The sequence below is a fragment of the uncultured Chloroflexus sp. genome, from assembly GCF_938091255.1.
Lineage (GTDB): Bacteria > Chloroflexota > Chloroflexia > Chloroflexales > Chloroflexaceae > Chloroflexus.
On the sequence record NZ_CALLJH010000002.1, the window covers coordinates 104,964 to 122,140 of the forward strand.

Below are 17,177 nucleotides of genomic sequence, written 5' to 3' on the forward strand. Positions count from 1 at the left end.
CTCCATGGGTGAAGTAACCATGCCTCGTCTCTCCGACACTATGTCGGAAGGTACGGTGGGCCGTTGGTTGAAGAAGATAGGCGATCCGATCGCCGTGGGCGATATTATCGCTGAGATCGAGACCGATAAGGCCACGATGGAATTGGAGGCATTCGAGGCCGGTGTGCTCCAGCAGATTTTGGTGCCTGAAGGGCAGACTGTGCCGATCGGGCAACCGATCGCGATTATTGGCGATAGCTCAGCGCCGGTAGTGGCTGCCCCGGCTGCGCCGGCACCCGCAGCGGCAGCGCCCACGACGGCAACGCCCGCCCCAGCCCCGGCAGCGCCCGCCGCAGTGGCTGTGCCGCCTACGCCCGTCACCGTTGCTACCGCTGATGAGAACGGTCGCATCAAAGCATCACCGGTTGCCCGTCGTTTGGCAGAAGAACTAGGGATCGATCTGCGGCAAGTGGTCGGTACTGGCCCCGGTGGCCGGATTATCAAGGAGAACGTCGAGGAATTCGCCGCTCGCCGTGGTACGGCTGCACCGGCCCCCACGCCAGTCGCTACGCCAACCCCTGCCCCAGTTGCTGCACCAGCCCCTGCGCCCGCCCCCGCCCCAACTCGCACGCCGGCCCTCGCCCCCGCTCCTACGCTGGCTGGCGCTGAGCCACTAAGCCGGATGCGCAAGGCGATCGCGCGCGCGATGAACGAGAGCAAACCCGGCGTGCCTCATATCTACCTCACGATCGAGGTTCATGTCGATGCGCTAATGGCGCTACGCGACCAGATCGCCGCCAGCGGCACCCGTGTCTCGGTCAACGATCTGGTGGTGAAAGCGGCGGCCAAGGCGCTCGCCAAAGTGCCCGCCGTTAATACCAGCTTTAGCCAGACTGCTGACGGCCAGCCGGGGATTGTGCGCCATAGCCAGATCAATATCGGCGTGGCCGTCGCCCTCGATGATGGATTGATGGCGCCGGTCGTGCGCGACGCCGACAAGAAGAGCATTAGCGTGATCAGCGCCGAAATCCGCGATATGGCTTTGCGCGCTCGCGAAGGCAAAATCAAGCAGAACGAACTTGAAGGCGCGACCTTCCAAGTCACCAATCTCGGCATGTTCGGCATTGTCGAGTTTGGCTCGATCATCTCAGTGCCGCAGGCCGCTTCGCTGGCCGTCGGCGCAGTGCGTAAAGTGCCGGTGGTGCGCGATGATCAGATCGTGATCGGGCAGGTGATGAATCTGACCCTCAGCGCCGATCATCGCATCGTCGATGGCGCCGTGGCTGCGCAATATCTGCAAGAGCTGCGCAAGTTGCTGGAAGCGCCGATGACGATCATCGTCTGAAAAGGAAAACGCAAAGACGCAGAGTGCGCAAAGGGTTTTGGATGACCGTCTTTGGTGGAGGGTACTCATCCAACAACCCTTTGCGAGCTTTACATACTCTACATCTTTGCGTTAAAATCCCTCCGCACCTTCGCCCGCTTTGCACCTTCATCCCCATAGGAGGATTGCTATGACGCTCGACCTGCCATCCGGCCCGCTAGTTGAAACCGATTGGCTGGCCGCTCACCTCGGCCATCCCAGCCTGCGCATTGTCGATATGCGCGGCGTCGTCTTGCCGCCGACTGCTCCCAAACCCCATTACTTCCCCCGTCACGAAGACTACACCGCTGGTCACATTCCCGGTGCAGTCTATATTGACTGGACGCGCGACATTGTTGATCTCGACGATCCGGTGTTGGTGCAGGTTGCGCCGCCCGCCAAAATCGCCCACGAGCTTGGTCAACGGGGGATTGGCGATGATACGGTGGTGGTCGCCTACGATGACTGGTATTCGATGTTCGCCGGTCGCCTGATGTGGGTGCTGCGCTACTACGGTTTCGAGCAGGTGCGGATTTTGAACGGCGGCTTGGTTAAGTGGCTTGCCGAAGGCCGCCCGCTCACTACTGACGTACCCAACTACCCGCCGGCAACCTTCACTCCGCGTCCGCAACCGCATCTGCGCAAGACCGCCGATCAAGTATTGCAGGCGCTGGGCAGCGATCTGCTCTTGATCGACGCCCGTAACGAACAGGAGTATCGCGGCTTGGAATCACGCGCTACCCGCGGCGGCCATATCCCCGGCGCGCACAACGTCTTCTACCAGAGTCTGGTTAGTGGGCCACACCAAACCTACCTCTCACCCGATCAGCTCCGCGAACGCTTTCTCACCGCCGGAATTGATCCCGCTGCTGTCGCTGATCGAGAGGTGGTCGCCTACTGTAACGGCGGCGTTTCGGCTACTCCTGTTGCCATCGCTTTCGAGATCGTTAGCGGTCGCCGCGTCGCGATCTACGATGGCTCGTGGAATGAATGGGGGAACGATCCTGAAAAACCGTTAGAACGATGACGCTGGCTGAGGGTAGGTTAGCGCCCAACGAGAGACACGCCGAGACTGTCAGCAGTTATTTTCTCCAGTTATAGTACGTGGTTTCATAGTCCAACCTTGGAACCGTTGAGCAGAGGAGTATCCACAATGCACCCATCATTTGCAGGCAAGGTAGCTCTTGTGACCGGTGCTGCTTCTGGTATCGGGCGAGCGAGCGCGTTAGCCTTCGCACAGCAAGGAGCAAAGGTCGTTGTTGCCGATGTATCCGTCGAAGGTGGAGAAGAAACCGTTCGTATGATCAAGGAGATCGGCGGTGATGCACTCTTTATTGCCACCGATGTTTCTCGGTCAACTGAGGTAGAAGCACTCATTCGTCACACGGTCGCTCACTATGGCCGGCTCGATATTGCCCACAACAACGCCGCTATTGAAGGTGCGCTCGCGCCTACGGCCTCGTACACCGAGGAAGACTGGGATCGCACCATCAATGTCAATCTTAAAGGCACATGGCTTTGCATGAAGTACGAAATCTTACAAATGCTGCACCAAGGCGGCGGTGCGATTGTGAATACGGCATCAGTGGTCGGGTTGGTTGGTACGATGGGGCTGCCTGCGTATTGTGCATCGAAAGGCGGGGTCATCCAATTAACGAAAGCTGCGGCCCTCGAATATGCAAAGGCCGGTATTCGCGTGAATGCGATTTGCCCCGGCGCTACCTATACGCCAATGCTGAACCGCCTATTAGCGCAGCCGGGAGCCGAGACCGGTATGCTGGCTACGATCCCGCTTGGACGGATTAGCCAACCCGCAGAAGTTGCAGCAGCGGCGGTGTGGCTCTGCTCAGACGCGGCTTCGTATGTCACCGGTCACGTTATGGTGGTAGATGGCGGCTTGATTGCCCAATGACGTTTTGACACGCTTTACAACAGACATTCCGAAAACAGTGATGGAGTGCGACCGTGTAACCGCCGCACTCCATCTCTATAGCGATACACCCACTGTCTTATCGGATACCGATATTTACAGTCTACTCTTCTCACCTATGAAAGCAGCGGGTTTCCCATTCTTACTACGCCCGTTCCAACACACTCAAAATCACGTTCGGGAAAATACCCAATGCCAGCACTCCTACCGCCGTAATCGTCAACGCTGCCGCCACTCCGCGCGACATCGGCACCGGCGTCATGTCAACTGCCGGTTCGATGAACATGACCTTCAGCAAGCGCAGATAGTAGTAGAGGCTGACAATCGTCATTACCACCGCGATAACGACCAGCCACGTTGCACCGCTTTGCCAACCGGCCATGAAGATATAGAACTTGGCGAAGAAGCCGCCGAGCGGCGGAATACCAGCCAGCGAGAGGATGCAGACGGTGAAGAGCAGCGCCAAGGGTAAGTTACGCCGCGCCAGACCACGCAGATGCTCGAAATCATCGCCCCCCACCTGCTGGCCGATCAGCGCCAACGCACCGAACGCGCCGATGTTGGTTAGGCTGTAGATGATCAGGTAATAGAGCAGCGCGACCAAGCCTTGCTCGCGGTCGAATTGCTGCGCCGCCGCCCAAGCCAGCAAGCCCAGCACGACAAACCCAGCGTGGGCAATACTCGAATAGGCCAGCAGACGTTTGGCATTATTCTGCGGCAACGCCGCCAGATTGCCGAACACCACCGTCAGCAAGGCCAGCACCGCTAGCACCCCTGTCCAACCGCCCGCTGCCTCACCCAACACTGGCGCACCGGCCATCGCCGGGAAGGTCTCAGTTAGCAGACGGAAGAGTAGAATGAAACCCGCTGCCTTCGAGGCAGTCGAGATAAAGGCCGTGATCGGTGTCGGCGCGCCTTCGTAGACATCCGGCGACCAAGCGTGGAACGGCACGACCGCCAATTTGTACCCCATCCCGGCAACGATAAACAACATCGCCAACGTGATCAGTCCGCCGCCTGACGGCGTAAATGCACCGATACGGTCAAAACGGGTGAGATCGTTCATGTTGGCGGCTCCGCTCACCCCATTCAGCGCCGCGCCAAAGGCTATGCTCATCCCATAGAGCAAAATCGCCGACGAGATAGCCCCAAACAGGAAATATTTCAACCCCGCTTCCGCCGAGCGAGCTTCATTGCGGAAATAACCGGCTAGCAAGTAAAGCGGGATCGAGGTAAGCTCGATCGCCAAATAGGCTAGCAACAGTTCTTTGGCCCCCACCATCAGGCACATGCCGAGCGTGGCAAAAACAATGAGTGCATAGAATTCGCCGGGGTGCGCAGTGGGCCGCACATCGAGACAGAGCAGACTGATGAGCAGAGCCGAGCCAATTATCAGCAGCCGCGCGATCATGGTCAGATGATCGACCACAAACACACCGGCCACCGGATCGCCTCCCGGCCCGCCGCTCTGCAAGTTGCGGATGATGTTGGTAAAGAAATTGACCGGCGCTGTCTCTGGCAATTGATAGAGGTAGCCACTCTGCAACAGCGCCACGGCCAGCACCATCACCAACCCAATTGAGGTGAGCGACGCCGATGACTTGACCCGTTCAAGCTGTGCTTCCGGCGTGCGTCCCCATTTTTCGAGAATATCCGACCCTAGCACCAACAGCGCCAGCACCAGCAGCAAAATCTCTGGCAAGAGGCGCGGGATGTCGGTTAGTTGAAACATACGTCCCTCGTTGTGATGCTCACAAACCCAGCCGTGTTGATACTGAAACAATTCAATCCAAAATGTTTCTTGGTGGGGTCGGCGACAGCCGGCCGTCGCTACGGTTGTTGACTACCGCAACGCCACAGCCACCTCACTCAACCGCGCCGCCAGCGGGCGCACCGCGGTATCGATCAGCTCGGTCATCCATGCCGGATACAACCCCAGCCCAACCAGCACCACCGCCAGTATCAACGCGCCGGTATACTCTTGCCACGTCAGTTTGGGTAGGTGCAGAAACTCGGGATTCTTCACCTCATCGTAAAACACCGACCACACCGCGCGCAGGATATACGCACCAGTGATCGGAATACTCAGTGCCGCAATCACCGCTATCAGCGGATACCGCTCCCAGACGCCGATGAAGATGTTAAATTCGGCCCAGAAGCCGGCTAACCCCGGCATACCCATCGAGGAGAGACCGCCGAGAATGAACATCGCTGCCGCAAACGGCATCACCCGGCCCAACCCGCCCAATTCGGGCAATTGGCGGGTGTGGGTGCGGTCGTAGATCATCCGCCCCACGACCGCGAAGAAGAGGGCCGTCATAATACCGTGGGCAAACATTTGTAACACTGCCCCCATCAGCGCAATCTGTGTGCCGGCAGCGAGTGCCATGACCACCAAGCCCATGTGGCTTACCGACGAGTAGCCGATAATGAACTTGGCATCGCGTTGCACCATCGCGATGCTCGCGCCATAGACAACGTTAAAGATGGTGAGCACGGCAATTATCGGCAGCCAATCACGCGCCCCCACCGGCATCAGCCACATCGCCGCCCGCAGACAGCCATACGCGCCCAACTTCATCAGCACGCCGGCGTGCAACATACTCACCGCCGTCGGCGCAGCCACGTGGCCGGTCGGACTCCACGTATGGAAGGGGAACATGCCGGCTAACACGCCAAACCCGACAAACAGTGCCGGGAAGAGCAGCCATTGCAGGTTGCCGGAGATAAAGCCTTGCTCGGCTAGCACCAGCATGTTGAAGGTGCGCAGGCCACTACCAAAATAGAGACCAATCATGCCGATGATCACCAACGCGCTGCCGGCCATCAAAAACAGGGTCAGCTTCATTGCGCCGTACTCTTTGCGCGTGCTGCCCCAAATGCCGATCAGCAAATACATCGGCAGTACCGCCAGCTCATAGAAGACAAAAAAGAGGAAGAGGTCAAGCGCGCTGAAAACACCGTAGACGCCGGTAGTAAGCAAGAGTAGCCACACCCAATACTCTTTGGTGCGCACGTCAATATTCCAGCTCATCAGCGAGCCGGTGAAAATCACGATTCCGTTGAGCAGCAGCATCGGCAAATTAATCCCGTCAACACCGAGCAAGTAGCTAATGCCGAGCTGCGGAATCCAATCGAGCTGTTCGATAAACTGGAAGCCACCCTTCACCGGATCGTAGGCCAAAAAGACCAACAACGACAAGATGAGCGACAGTAGCGCGAATCCCGCTCCTACCCACCGCATAAGGTCGGGGTAGCGATCGGGAATGACGGCGATGATGATCGCCGGTACCAGCATGCTTAGCCAGATCAGGCTCAGCCACGGCACATCGGCGGGAAGTGTTATCAACCCCATGCAATCACCTTTGCGCAATCCGGCAGTGGTCAGAGCGTTTATCCCAACCACCGCGCTGGTTTCAGACCTACCCCAACACGCGCGTAAAGATAGCGACCAATTGCCCAGCGGCAGCGTTGCCCAAGGCCATCAATGGCGCCGGATAGACGCCAATCAACAACGACAAGAGCAAGATCGGCGCCATTGTCCAGAACTCTTGCGGACGTAGATCGGCGATTGCGCGCGGGTTGCCGGTGGCCGGGCCGAGGAAGATGCGCTGGAACATCAGCAGTAGTGCCAGCGCCGTCACCACCAACCCGATCACCGCCAGCGCAGTAAAGAAGGGCAGCGTCGCCCATGCGCCGCGGAAGATGAAGAATTCGCCGACGAAGCCGGCCAATCCCGGCAAGCCGAGGTTGGCAAAGAGGGCGATCCCCATCACCCCGGCAAAGGCCGGCGCGCTGGCGCGCAAGCCACCCAAACCGCTCAGCTCCCAACGTCCGGTCCGCTCGTACAATGCCCCCGCCAGATAGAACAGCGCGCCGGTGCTGAGGCCGTGCGCCACCATCTGCACCAAAGCGCCGTTGATCGCGCTGGCCCGCGCCGCAACACCCGCCTCGCCTGCCGCCGCTGCCCCAGCAATCGCCAGCATCACATAGCCCATGTGGTTAATCGAGGTGTAGCCGATTAGGCGCTTGATGTCGCCATTGACTTGGTTCAATGCGCCGAAGGCCCCGGCCACCACGCCAATCACCGCCAGCGCCGCCAACGCTGGCGCAAAATACTGCGCCGCGTCGGGAGTGAAAGGCAACAGCAACCGCAACATGCCATACGCCCCCATCTTGCTCATCACGGCCGAGAGCAAGATGCTGGCCGCAGTCGGCCCCTCGGCGTAGGCGTCGGGCAACCACGTGTGGAACGGCCAGACCGCCAGCTTAATCGCAAAGGCAATGAAAATCGCCCACATCGCGATGCTGCTGTAGAGCAGCGGATAGCGGCCTAGCGCATTGGTCACGCCGAGCTGCTCAAGATAAGCAAAGAGAATATCGCGCAGATTGCCTTCGACGCCAGCCACCGGCAAGCCTTGCCCCAATCGGCCCAGCGCGATCAGATCGAAGGTCGGATAGCCGGCCTGCCGCACCGATAGGTAGATTAGTTGGAAGAGTAGCAGCATGCCAAGTGAGCCGGCCATTGTGTAGACAAAGAACTTAAATGCGGCGTAGCGGCGCTGTTCGCGGCCCCAATTTTGAATCAGGAAGAAGGCCGGCACGAGACTGAATTCCCAGAAGATGAAGAAGAAGAAGAAATCGAGCGCGACAAAGTAGCCGAGCATCGCCGCTTCGAGCAAGAGCAGCAACGCCAGATGCGCCCGCACCCGCGCGCTAACGCCCCAACTGGCGATCACTGCCACCGGCGTCATCACCGCGGTCAGCAACACCAGCGGCATGCTCAGACCATCAACACCAAGAAAGTAATCAACCCGGATGGCCTGAATCCACGGTACTCGCTCGACCAACTGCACCACGGCTTGCCCGCTCGCCACCGCATTCGGATCGAACCGCACCCAGATCAGACCGGCTAACAACAGCGGCACCCCCGTCCACGCCAGCACACCGGTCTTGATCGTCCGCTCATCGAGCTTGAGCAGCCATGCCAACCCGATCAAGGCAATGCCGGCCAGCGGCGACAGCACCAACAAGGTCAGCCACGGCACGCCATCGGCGGCAGGAAGAAGATACTCTGGCAGATTCATACGCTACCGCCCAATCACATACAGCCAGAACACAGCCAGCGCCAAGAGACCGCTAAAGACATAGATCAAGTAATCTTGGGCCTTGCCAGTCTGCAACCGGCGCGCTTGGCGGCCAGTGCCTTGAGTACCGCTCGCCAAGCCATCCGGCCCGTCATTGAGTAAGGTGTCATCAATGATGAAGTTGACCTTGCCCAAGCCGAAGGTAAAGCGGCCCATACCATCAACCAGCCGGTCAATCACCGAGCGGTCGAGCAGCGACCACGCCGTCGCAAGGCTCGTCGTTAGCCGACCAATCGTCGCCGCGTACAGCTCATCGATTCGGTACTTAGCGTTGAGCACGGCAAACAACCCCGGCGCGCGCGCCGCCAGCGGGTCGGTATCCATCGCAGTCGCGAAGGCGTTGCGGTAGCCATACCAGCCCAGCGCAATCCCGACCAACGCAATCAGCAACGACAACCCAGCCACTAGCGGATTGAGCTTAGCCGCCTCTTGCCCCCACAGGCTGGCCAGCCAATGCCCGCCGGGGCCGTCGAACGGTAGATTAAACGCGCCGGCAGTAACGGCAAAGCTGGCTAGCACCACCAGCGCCGCGATCATACGCGGGTCTTCGTGCCAGTGCTCACCGTGATCGTGATCGTGGTGATGATCCTCGTGCCCGTGCCCAACATGGCCGGCGGGAGCGTCCGGGTTCTCAAACACCACCGGATGCGCGCCGCGATACTCACCAAAGAAGACGAGCCACCACTGGCGAGTCATATATACAGCCGTTAGGAAGGCAGCAACACTCAGAGTAAGATAAACCGCCAGATTATGCTTAAAGGCATCGAGCAAAATCTCGTCTTTGCTCCAGAAGCCGGCAAACGGCACAATGCCGGCCAGCGCCAGATAGCCGGCGGTATACGTCCAAAACGTCCACGGCAAGCGGGTGCGCAACCCGCCCATGTTGCGAATGTCTTGCGCCGTCTGCTGGGCAGCGTATTCGTCGTGGTGATGAATGCGCTGGATCGAGGGCTGCTGCTCCATCGCGTGAATAATCGATCCTGACCCGAGGAAGAGCAACGCCTTAAAGAAGGCATGGGTAATCAGATGGAACATCGCCGCCACCCAACCGCCCACACCGAGAGCCGCCACCATAAAGCCGAGCTGCGAGAGCGTGCTGTAGGCCAGAATGCGCTTGATATCAAACTGGGCCAGCGCAATTGTCGCCGCAAAGAGGGCGGTAAACGCACCGATAAAGGCCACCACTCCCAACGAGGTTGGGTCGGCGGCGAAGAGGGGGAAGGTGCGCGCCACCAAAAAGACGCCGGCAGCTACCATCGTCGCGGCGTGAATGAGGGCCGACACCGGTGTCGGGCCTTCCATTGCATCGGGCAACCAGACGTGCAGCGGGAACTGGGCCGATTTGCCGACTGTGCCGCCAAAGATCAGCAACGCAATCCCGGCGGCGTGGCTCAGACCGAGCGCACCGGTCTCGCTCGCCAGCCGCTCAAGCAGCGGCGGGTGGAAGATGCCGCCCTCCTCATTACCAAAGGAAATCCCGCCAGCCTGCGCATAGAGATAGACGATCCCCAGCAGCAGCAAGACATCGCCGATGCGGGTGGTGATAAACGCCTTCACGGCGGCGCGGGCCGCGCTGGGCCGCTCGTACAGGAAACCGATCAGCAGGTACGAGCAGAGACCCATAATCTCCCACGCCATAAAGAAGAGGAGCAGGTTATCGGCCATGCTCATCAGCAACATCGCCGCCGTAAAGAGTGCGATAAAGCTAAAGAAGCGGCTCTGGCGCGGGTGCGCAGCCATATACCCGATTGAGAAGAGGTGAATGCAGGTTGAGGTGATTGTCACCATAGCCAGCATCGCCGCCGCCGCGCCATCAATATAGATACCCATCTGCAAGGCGGTATCGCCGGTTGGCGCCCATACGAAACGCTGCACCACATTCGGTTCAGGGAAGGCAAACGCGCCGTGCTCACTATGATGGGCCGCGAGTTGCACCAGCTCACCGTGGTGCAAGGCCCACCCGCCGGACACCGCCACCAACAAGCCGAGCGCCAACACCGTCGCGACCATCATCAGGCCGGTGGCCAGCCACGCGCTCGCCATCGCCTGCCGCCGGATCGGCGTCAACGTGATGATGGCACTGGCCAATAACGGCAACAGCGGAATCAGCCATGCATTTTGCAAGAAAAATGCCATACGCGCTCCGGGTTAGATCAACACCACTCTCGTTCGCACGTACCGTTACCCACGCAGTTGATCCACTTCGTCGGCATTGACGGTCGCATAATGGCGATAGACCGCAATCACCATCGCCAAACCGACCGCTGCCTCGGCAGCAGCCACCGCAATAATAAAGATGGCAAAGGTCTGGCCAGTGATGTAGCGCGGCTCGAAATAGCGCCAAAACGCGACCAGATTGACATTGACGGCATTGAGCATCAACTCAACACCCATCAACACCCCAATCAGATTACGGCGCGATAGGGCGCCAAACAACCCAATGCAAAAGAGGGCGGCGGCCAGCGTCAGCACCGCCGGCAATGGCACTGCATTCAGCATCTGTCACCCCTCACTGGCGGGGCGCGTCTCGCGCGCCACCGGCTCGGCCTCAACCGGTTCAGGCGTTTCGGTCTGGGTTGTACGTTCACGCAGGCGCTTCAACTCTAATTCCTCCGCCAACGTCAACACTTTGCGCCGCCGCGCCCGCTCTTCAAACGCAATCACGATCGCGCCGATCAGGGCCACCGTCAACAGCACCCCAACCACTTGAAACTGGATCAGGAACTCGTTCACAAACCCACGACCCAACTCGGCGGGACCAGCAATCGGTTCCGGCGTACCCAACGGCGGGGCTGGCGGCACATTCCACTGCTGGTTAATCAAGGTTGGCGTCATCACGGTAGCAAAGAGCAACACAGTGACAACGAGCACCACTGGCCAGCGCGAAGTCAGTTGGCGTACCCCCTCGCCGCTGATCTGGCGCGTGAGCATAATCGCAAACAAGATCAGCACTGACACCGCGCCAACGTAGACCAGCACCTGCACCACTGCCAGAAACTCAGCTTCAAGCAGCAGATAGAGCGCGCCCACACCGAAGAAACAGGCGATCAGCCACAGCGCCGAGTGGATCACATTGCGCACCGAGACCACCATCGCCGCCGCAACCAGAATAAAGAGGGCGATTAGCCCAAACACCATTTGGACAACGACTTCCATCACACGTTCCTGCTGTCTGAATTGCGTAACGCAAAGGCGCGTCGCGCAGCGATTGTACAACTACGCCGCCGCGCTCAACTCTTCCAGCTCGGCCCGGCGCCGTTCGGCCTGCGACGCCGCATAGACGCGCGTCAGCCACAAATAGACCCCCAGATTGATCGCCAACGTCACCACAAACGCCGCTAACCAGCGCAGCACTGGCGACCAACCGACCGTGATCAACATCCCTTCGGCAGGACCCCAGCGGGTGAAAGCTACCCACAACGCCGCGCTAAACAGATTGGCCAGTGTCCACGGAATGAGAAACTTCCAGCCGAAATCCATCAACTGATCGATGCGCAGCCGGGGGAAGGCACCGCGCAGCCAGACCATCACAAAGAAGAAGATGTAGGTTTTGAGCAAGAAGTAAAACACGCCCAAAATACCGGCCAGCACATTGAACAACCCGTTACCGTTGGGATTCGCCGGAGTAATGCCTTGCGCGTAGAGCCAGCCGACCCCCGGCCCTTGCCAGCCGCCGAAAAAGATGATTGCGGTGATCGCGCAGAGCAGGAAATTCAACACATATTGGGCAAGATAGAAGAGACCAAACTTCATGCCGCTATACTCGGTCATGTAGCCGGCGACAATCTCAGAATCGGCTTCGGGAATATCAAACGGGGTGCGTTCGCCTTCAGCCAGCGCAGCGATAAAGAAGGCGACGAAGGCTACAAAGCCAACCGGGGTAAATACAAACCAACCTAACCCTAGATCGGGAACGCCGGGCAGATCGCGGTTGCTGATGATCAAGCCGGCCTGATAGGCAATAATCTCATTGATCGAGAGCGAGCCAACTATAATCACTATCGCGATCAGCGACAACACCGCCGGAATTTCGTATGACACCATCTGGGCCACGGCCCGCATCGCCCCTAACAGCGAAAACTTGTTGTTGCTCGCCCAACCGGCCATCATCAAGCCGACTGCACTGATCGACGAGATCGCAAAAAAGAAGAGCAAGCCGGTCGGCAGATCAACCGGCACCATCCCCGGCCCCCACGGCACCACCGCAAACATCAAGACTGTTGGCGCCACAACCACGCACGGAGCGAGGAAATGCACAATCCGGTCGGCAGCCTGCGGCACGATGTCTTCCTTAGTGAACATCTTGACGCCATCAGCAATTGGTTGCCAAATGCCTTCGGGGCCGACCCGATTCGGGCCGACACGATCTTGCATGCGCGCGATCACTCGGCGCTCGTAATAGGTAAAGAAGAGCATCTGGAGCGGCGCAACGACCAACACAATCGTGACGATCAGTATGTAGCTGAGTAGGTTCAGCGCCCATTCCGGCCATCCCCAACCTAAAGCGCCGTTGATTAAGGCAGTGAGCATGTCGTACATGGATGTCTCCGTCATAGAGCCACACTGCCGTGCGGCTTTACATCCCTCTCTCTGACTTATTATCAGGAGCCACACGAACGTGCAGCTCTACGAACCGTCGCCGGATTGTTGTTTCTTGGCCGCATTGGCGGCGCGGATGGCCGCCAGCCGGGCGGCTTTGTCAGCCGGCGGGGCGGCGGGTGGTGCATCCGCTGGCGTGTCGCCTGCCATGCCATCAGCGGGCGCGACAGGCAGCGTGGCCGGCGCTTCGCCAGCAGCGGCTTTCTTGGCCGCATTGGCGGCGCGGATGGCCGCCAGCTTCGCCGCTTTGTCAGCCGACGGCGCAGCTTCGCCAGCCGGGGCCGGTGATGGTGGCGCCGGCGCAGCCTCCGCTGGCGTTGCGCTCTCGCCGGCCTGCGCTGTTTTGGCAGCGCGAATCGCCGCTAGCTTCGCCGCCTTCTCTTCTGGCGTCAACTTGCGTCCTTCCGCTGGCGCAGCCGCTGGAGCTGCCGGCGCAGCCGCCGCTGCTTGCGCTGCCTGCACCGCTTGTGCCGCCAACTCAGCCCGCCGCGCCGCGATCTTCTCGGTTAGCTGCGGCGCCAAGCCAATAACGTCAGGCCGGCGGCGCACGTTGCCCTGCAACTTCTTCAACGCACTCTCGCGTACCTCAGCCCACATCGTCGGCGCAATCTTAGCGTAGTAGCTGATTGGCCGGAGCAACTGCTCTTTATGCACCGTCAACCGAGTGTGATCGTCGGTGGACAACTCAAACTCGTGATCCATCTTGATCGCGTCGAACGGACAGACTTCAGCGCAAAAACCGCAGCTCATGCAGGCATCGTACTCGATGATAAACTCAGCTACTGCCGGCACCGGCTTACCAGTCGCAGGGTCTTTGGCCTGTGTCATGTGAATAACCTGCGGCGGGCAAATCCGTTCGCACTGAAAGCACGAGGTGCAAAGTTCGTGACCCGTCTCGTCATCGTAGAGCAGGATCGGCATGTTGCGGTAGGCTTCTGGAATGCGCGGCTGCTCCTCTGGATATTCAATGGTAAAGGTGCCGTGAATCTGGCTATAACTGCGATTAAGCTTAAACGACTCCTTCCAGTGCTTCCAGACCACCGCCATCCCACGCAACAACCCACCACCCCACCGCACGCGGGTATCGTCGCGCTGCACTTCGATTACCCGCCCACGCGGAATCTCTATCTCAAACGGTGAGGCTGTCATCGATCCACCTCCCCCATCACGATATCAATACTGCCAAGGATGACCACAATATCAGCCACCTTATAGCCGCGGCACATATCGGCGAGCGGCGTGAGGTTGATAAACGACGGCGCGCGCACCTTGTAGCGGTACGGTTTCGTACTGCCATCACTCACCAGATAAAAGCCGAGTTCGCCTTTAGGCGACTCTATACGGGCATATGCATCGCCAACCGGTGGACGCACATTCTGGCGCGCTTTGGGGTTAATATGACCACCCTTAGCATCGGGCAACTGCTCAAGCACCTGCTCGATAATCCGCTTGCTCTGGCGCATCTCCTCGATCCGCACCAGAAAGCGGTCATACACATCGCCCACCTTGCCAATTGGCACATCAAAATCGAACCGGTCATAAACACTGTACGGCTCGGCCTTGCGCACATCATACGGAATGCCCGAACCGCGCAAGACCGGGCCGCTGACGCCATACGACAGAGCCACTTCCGGCGGCAGAATGCCGATCCCGATCGCCCGTTGTAACAAGATCTCGTTATCGCGCAGCAACCGCTCCAGCTCATCGATATACGCCGGCAGCGCGCGCAGCAATTCGCGCAAATTGGGAATGAATTCTGGGGGCAGATCGCGCACCACGCCACCGAAACGAAAATAGTTACACATAAGGCGCGCGCCACTCGCCATCTCAAAGAGATCGAGAATTTTCTCGCGTTCGCGCATCCCAAATGCCAGCGGCGTCTGCCAGGCTCCCATATCGTTGATCATAAAGCCAACCGCGCTGGCATGGTTAAGAATCCGGGTCAGCTCGACCATCAACACCCGGATATACTCAGCCCGTTCGGGCACCTCAATCCCGGCCAGCCGCTCGACCGCCATGGCGTAGGCATGGTTATTGGCCATGGAATTGAAATAGTCGAGCCGGTCGGTGTAGGGCATATTCTGCAAATACGAATTAGCCTCGGCGATCTGCTCGTGGTTGCGATGCAGATAGCCAAACACCGGCTTCAGATCAACCACCGTCTCGCCGTCAACCGTCACCAGCATGCGAAACACGCCGTGGGTTGACGGGTGTTGCGGGCCGATATTGACTTGCAGCTCTTGAGTCTGGAGCATAGCAGCACCGGTTTTTCTATGCTGATAGCCCATTCGCCTCTGGCGAGATCAGGCTACATTGATTGATTTAGCCTCAAACCGAATCTATGAGCGTAGCGGTTTTTTGCCGAAGGCGGTAGAAAGGCTCACGCTATACGTTGCAGCCTGCATTCGGCGCGCTTAGTGCATACACGACGCTGTTCATAGTAAAATACATCGGCATCACTGCTCTATTACCCCTCGCTCTCGCCACCCAAATACTTATCCCCCTGCCGGGGAAAGTCTTTGCGCATGGGGAAACCTTCAAACTCATCCCACATATAGATGCGGCGCAAGAAGGGATGCCCGGTAAACTCGACCCCAAATAAATCGAACGCCTCACGCTCGTGGAAGTTGGCGGCAGGCCAGTGCGGCGTCAACGACGGCACTACCGGCTCATCGCGTGGCACACGCACACGCAACACGACACTCGAACCGCCGGTCGGATGGTAGAAGCGATAGACCAGCTCAAAACAACCGGCATAGAGGTAATCAACCACGGCAATATCCGACAGATAGGCATAACCGAGCGTATCACGCACCCAGAGCGCCGCTGAAACCAGATAATCAGGCCGCACAAGGGGGTCGGGCGGGTTAAACAAACCGGGTTGTGGCCCATGCGCAGGCGGCGGCGTTATCGCCAGCGGTTCCGCCTCGACCAACGCAGCCGGCAATGCCGTGGCAAGGCGGGCACGCAGCTCGGCAGGAGTCATCTCAGGCATCGCTCACCCCGCTCCGCTTCAAATCATCGGCGGCGATCTCAGGCGAGATACCGCGTGCCTTCAAGGCATGCTCCAATTCAACTTCCGGATCCATAATCGGGAACTGACGCACCACTTCAGGATGCTCGATCTGGCCTGACCGCCGTTCGCCGTGGCTCGGCGAGGTATACGAGCTGAGCAGCGGCAAGCCGCCGACCGGATCAACCAGCTTACCGTCAATCTCAAGCCCCTTGGGGCCGAACGTAGGCACTGGAAAATCGCTGGTTTGCGGCTTGTCGCCACTGCCGTACCAACGCACCCGGCCTAGTTTCTGCTGATCGATCTGCTCTTGCAGCGTCATCAGCGCGTGCAGGAGAGCTTCGGGGCGCGGCGGGCAACCGGGGACATACACATCAACTGGGATAAGCAAATCGATTCCACGCAACACGTTGTAGCCATCGCGAAACGGGCCGCCAGACGTAGCGCAGGCCCCCATTGAAATCACATAGCGCGGCTCGGCCATCTGGTTATAGAGCCGCACCACCTGCGGAGCCATCTTCTTGGTCACAGTGCCGGCCACGATCATCAGATCGGCTTGGCGGGGCGACGCGCGGAACAACTCGGCGCCAAACCGGGCCACGTCGTAGCGACTCAGACCAAACGCCATCATCTCGATTGCACAACAGGCCAACCCAAACGCCATTGGCCAGATCGACGAACGGCGGCCCCAGTTGTAAAACCGATTGATGGTCGTCAACAACACACCCTGCCGCTCAAGTTCGAGCTGGGTCGGATCGACATCAGCCATAATCACACCCACTCTAGAGCGCCTTTGCGCCATTCGTAGAGCAAGCCAGCAAACAGCATGAGGAGAAAGATCGCTGCCGCAATCAGGCCATAGAGACCCACTACATTGAATGCTACCGCCCACGGATACAAGAAGATTACTTCAATATCGAAAATCACGAAGGCGAGGGCGTAGAGATAATACTGCACCTTGAATTGAACGTGGACATCGCCGATTGCTTCCAACCCGCACTCGTAGGTGCTGGTTTTCAGCGGCGTCGGGCGTTTCGGGCGTAGGAAGAAGGCGAGCACAAGCGGGATCAGCGGGAAGCTGATTGCAGCAAGCAGAAAGATGCCTATCAGAGCATAGTCGGCAAGCATTGCCTATCCTCCGTTGGG

The 17,177-nt window shown here is 59.0% G+C and carries 15 protein-coding genes; 3 read left to right on the plus strand and 12 right to left on the minus strand.

Features of this window, described 5'->3' with window-relative positions; genetic code table 11:
* Positions 1-4: 4 nt before the first annotated feature.
* From Q1A00_RS00865 to Q1A00_RS00875, 3 genes are all read left to right on the plus strand, one after another.
* A complete protein-coding gene (locus Q1A00_RS00865) occupies positions 5-1,324 on the plus strand; it encodes a dihydrolipoamide acetyltransferase family protein (protein ID WP_298490175.1) in 1,320 nt (439 codons plus the stop codon).
* Positions 1,325-1,493: 169 nt separating this feature from the next.
* A complete protein-coding gene (locus Q1A00_RS00870) occupies positions 1,494-2,369 on the plus strand; it encodes a sulfurtransferase (RefSeq protein ID WP_298404499.1) in 876 nt (291 codons plus the stop codon).
* 126 nt (positions 2,370-2,495) lie between these two features.
* The gene (locus Q1A00_RS00875; protein WP_298404502.1) at positions 2,496-3,254 is read left to right on the plus strand and encodes an SDR family oxidoreductase; all 759 of its coding nucleotides are present in this window, start codon (positions 2,496-2,498) and stop codon (positions 3,252-3,254) included.
* Between the two features lie 163 nt (positions 3,255-3,417).
* Here Q1A00_RS00875 and Q1A00_RS00880 read toward each other — a convergent pair whose 3' ends face one another.
* The 12 genes from Q1A00_RS00880 to ndhC all read right to left on the minus strand — a co-directional run bounded on the left by Q1A00_RS00880 (position 3,418) and on the right by ndhC (position 17,159).
* Positions 3,418-5,004 carry an NADH-quinone oxidoreductase subunit N gene (locus Q1A00_RS00880; protein WP_298404505.1) on the minus strand — a complete coding sequence of 529 codons (1,587 nt, stop codon included), beginning with the start codon at positions 5,002-5,004 and terminating at the stop codon, positions 3,418-3,420.
* A gap of 111 nt (positions 5,005-5,115) precedes the next feature.
* Positions 5,116-6,627: a NuoM family protein gene (locus Q1A00_RS00885; RefSeq protein WP_298404508.1), complete on the minus strand. Its 1,512-nt coding sequence runs from the start codon at positions 6,625-6,627 to the stop codon at positions 5,116-5,118.
* Positions 6,628-6,694: 67 nt separating this feature from the next.
* Entirely contained in the window at positions 6,695-8,359 is a 1,665-nt protein-coding gene (locus tag Q1A00_RS00890; protein WP_298404510.1) for a NuoM family protein, read from the minus strand.
* A gap of 3 nt (positions 8,360-8,362) precedes the next feature.
* Positions 8,363-10,555, minus strand: coding sequence for an NADH-quinone oxidoreductase subunit L (nuoL, locus tag Q1A00_RS00895; protein WP_298490179.1), 2,193 nt, complete (start codon positions 10,553-10,555; stop codon positions 8,363-8,365).
* 45 nt (positions 10,556-10,600) lie between these two features.
* Positions 10,601-10,918, minus strand: coding sequence for an NADH-quinone oxidoreductase subunit NuoK (nuoK, locus tag Q1A00_RS00900; RefSeq protein WP_298404515.1), 318 nt, complete (start codon positions 10,916-10,918; stop codon positions 10,601-10,603).
* Positions 10,919-10,921: 3 nt separating this feature from the next.
* Positions 10,922-11,575 (minus strand): NADH-quinone oxidoreductase subunit J, encoded by a 654-nt coding sequence (locus tag Q1A00_RS00905; RefSeq protein ID WP_298404518.1) that lies wholly within the window; start codon positions 11,573-11,575, stop codon positions 10,922-10,924.
* Positions 11,576-11,635: 60 nt separating this feature from the next.
* Positions 11,636-12,958, minus strand: a complete 1,323-nt coding sequence (gene nuoH / locus Q1A00_RS00910) for an NADH-quinone oxidoreductase subunit NuoH (RefSeq protein WP_298404521.1) — start codon at positions 12,956-12,958, stop codon at positions 11,636-11,638.
* Positions 12,959-13,045: 87 nt separating this feature from the next.
* The gene (locus Q1A00_RS00915) at positions 13,046-14,167 is read right to left on the minus strand and encodes a 4Fe-4S dicluster domain-containing protein (protein ID WP_299643721.1); all 1,122 of its coding nucleotides are present in this window, start codon (positions 14,165-14,167) and stop codon (positions 13,046-13,048) included.
* Positions 14,164-15,273, minus strand: coding sequence for an NADH-quinone oxidoreductase subunit D (locus tag Q1A00_RS00920; RefSeq protein ID WP_298404527.1), 1,110 nt, complete (start codon positions 15,271-15,273; stop codon positions 14,164-14,166). The genes Q1A00_RS00915 and Q1A00_RS00920 overlap by 4 nt, the downstream gene beginning before the upstream one ends.
* Positions 15,274-15,485: 212 nt before the next feature.
* A complete protein-coding gene (locus tag Q1A00_RS00925; protein WP_298404530.1) occupies positions 15,486-16,013 on the minus strand; it encodes an NADH-quinone oxidoreductase subunit C in 528 nt (175 codons plus the stop codon).
* Positions 16,006-16,800, minus strand: coding sequence for an NADH-quinone oxidoreductase subunit B (locus Q1A00_RS00930; RefSeq protein ID WP_298404532.1), 795 nt, complete (start codon positions 16,798-16,800; stop codon positions 16,006-16,008). The genes Q1A00_RS00925 and Q1A00_RS00930 overlap by 8 nt, the downstream gene beginning before the upstream one ends.
* Positions 16,801-16,802: 2 nt before the next feature.
* On the minus strand, positions 16,803-17,159 hold the full coding sequence (gene ndhC / locus Q1A00_RS00935; protein WP_298404534.1) for an NADH-quinone oxidoreductase subunit A: 357 nt from the start codon (positions 17,157-17,159) through the stop codon (positions 16,803-16,805).
* Positions 17,160-17,177: the final 18 nt, after the last annotated feature.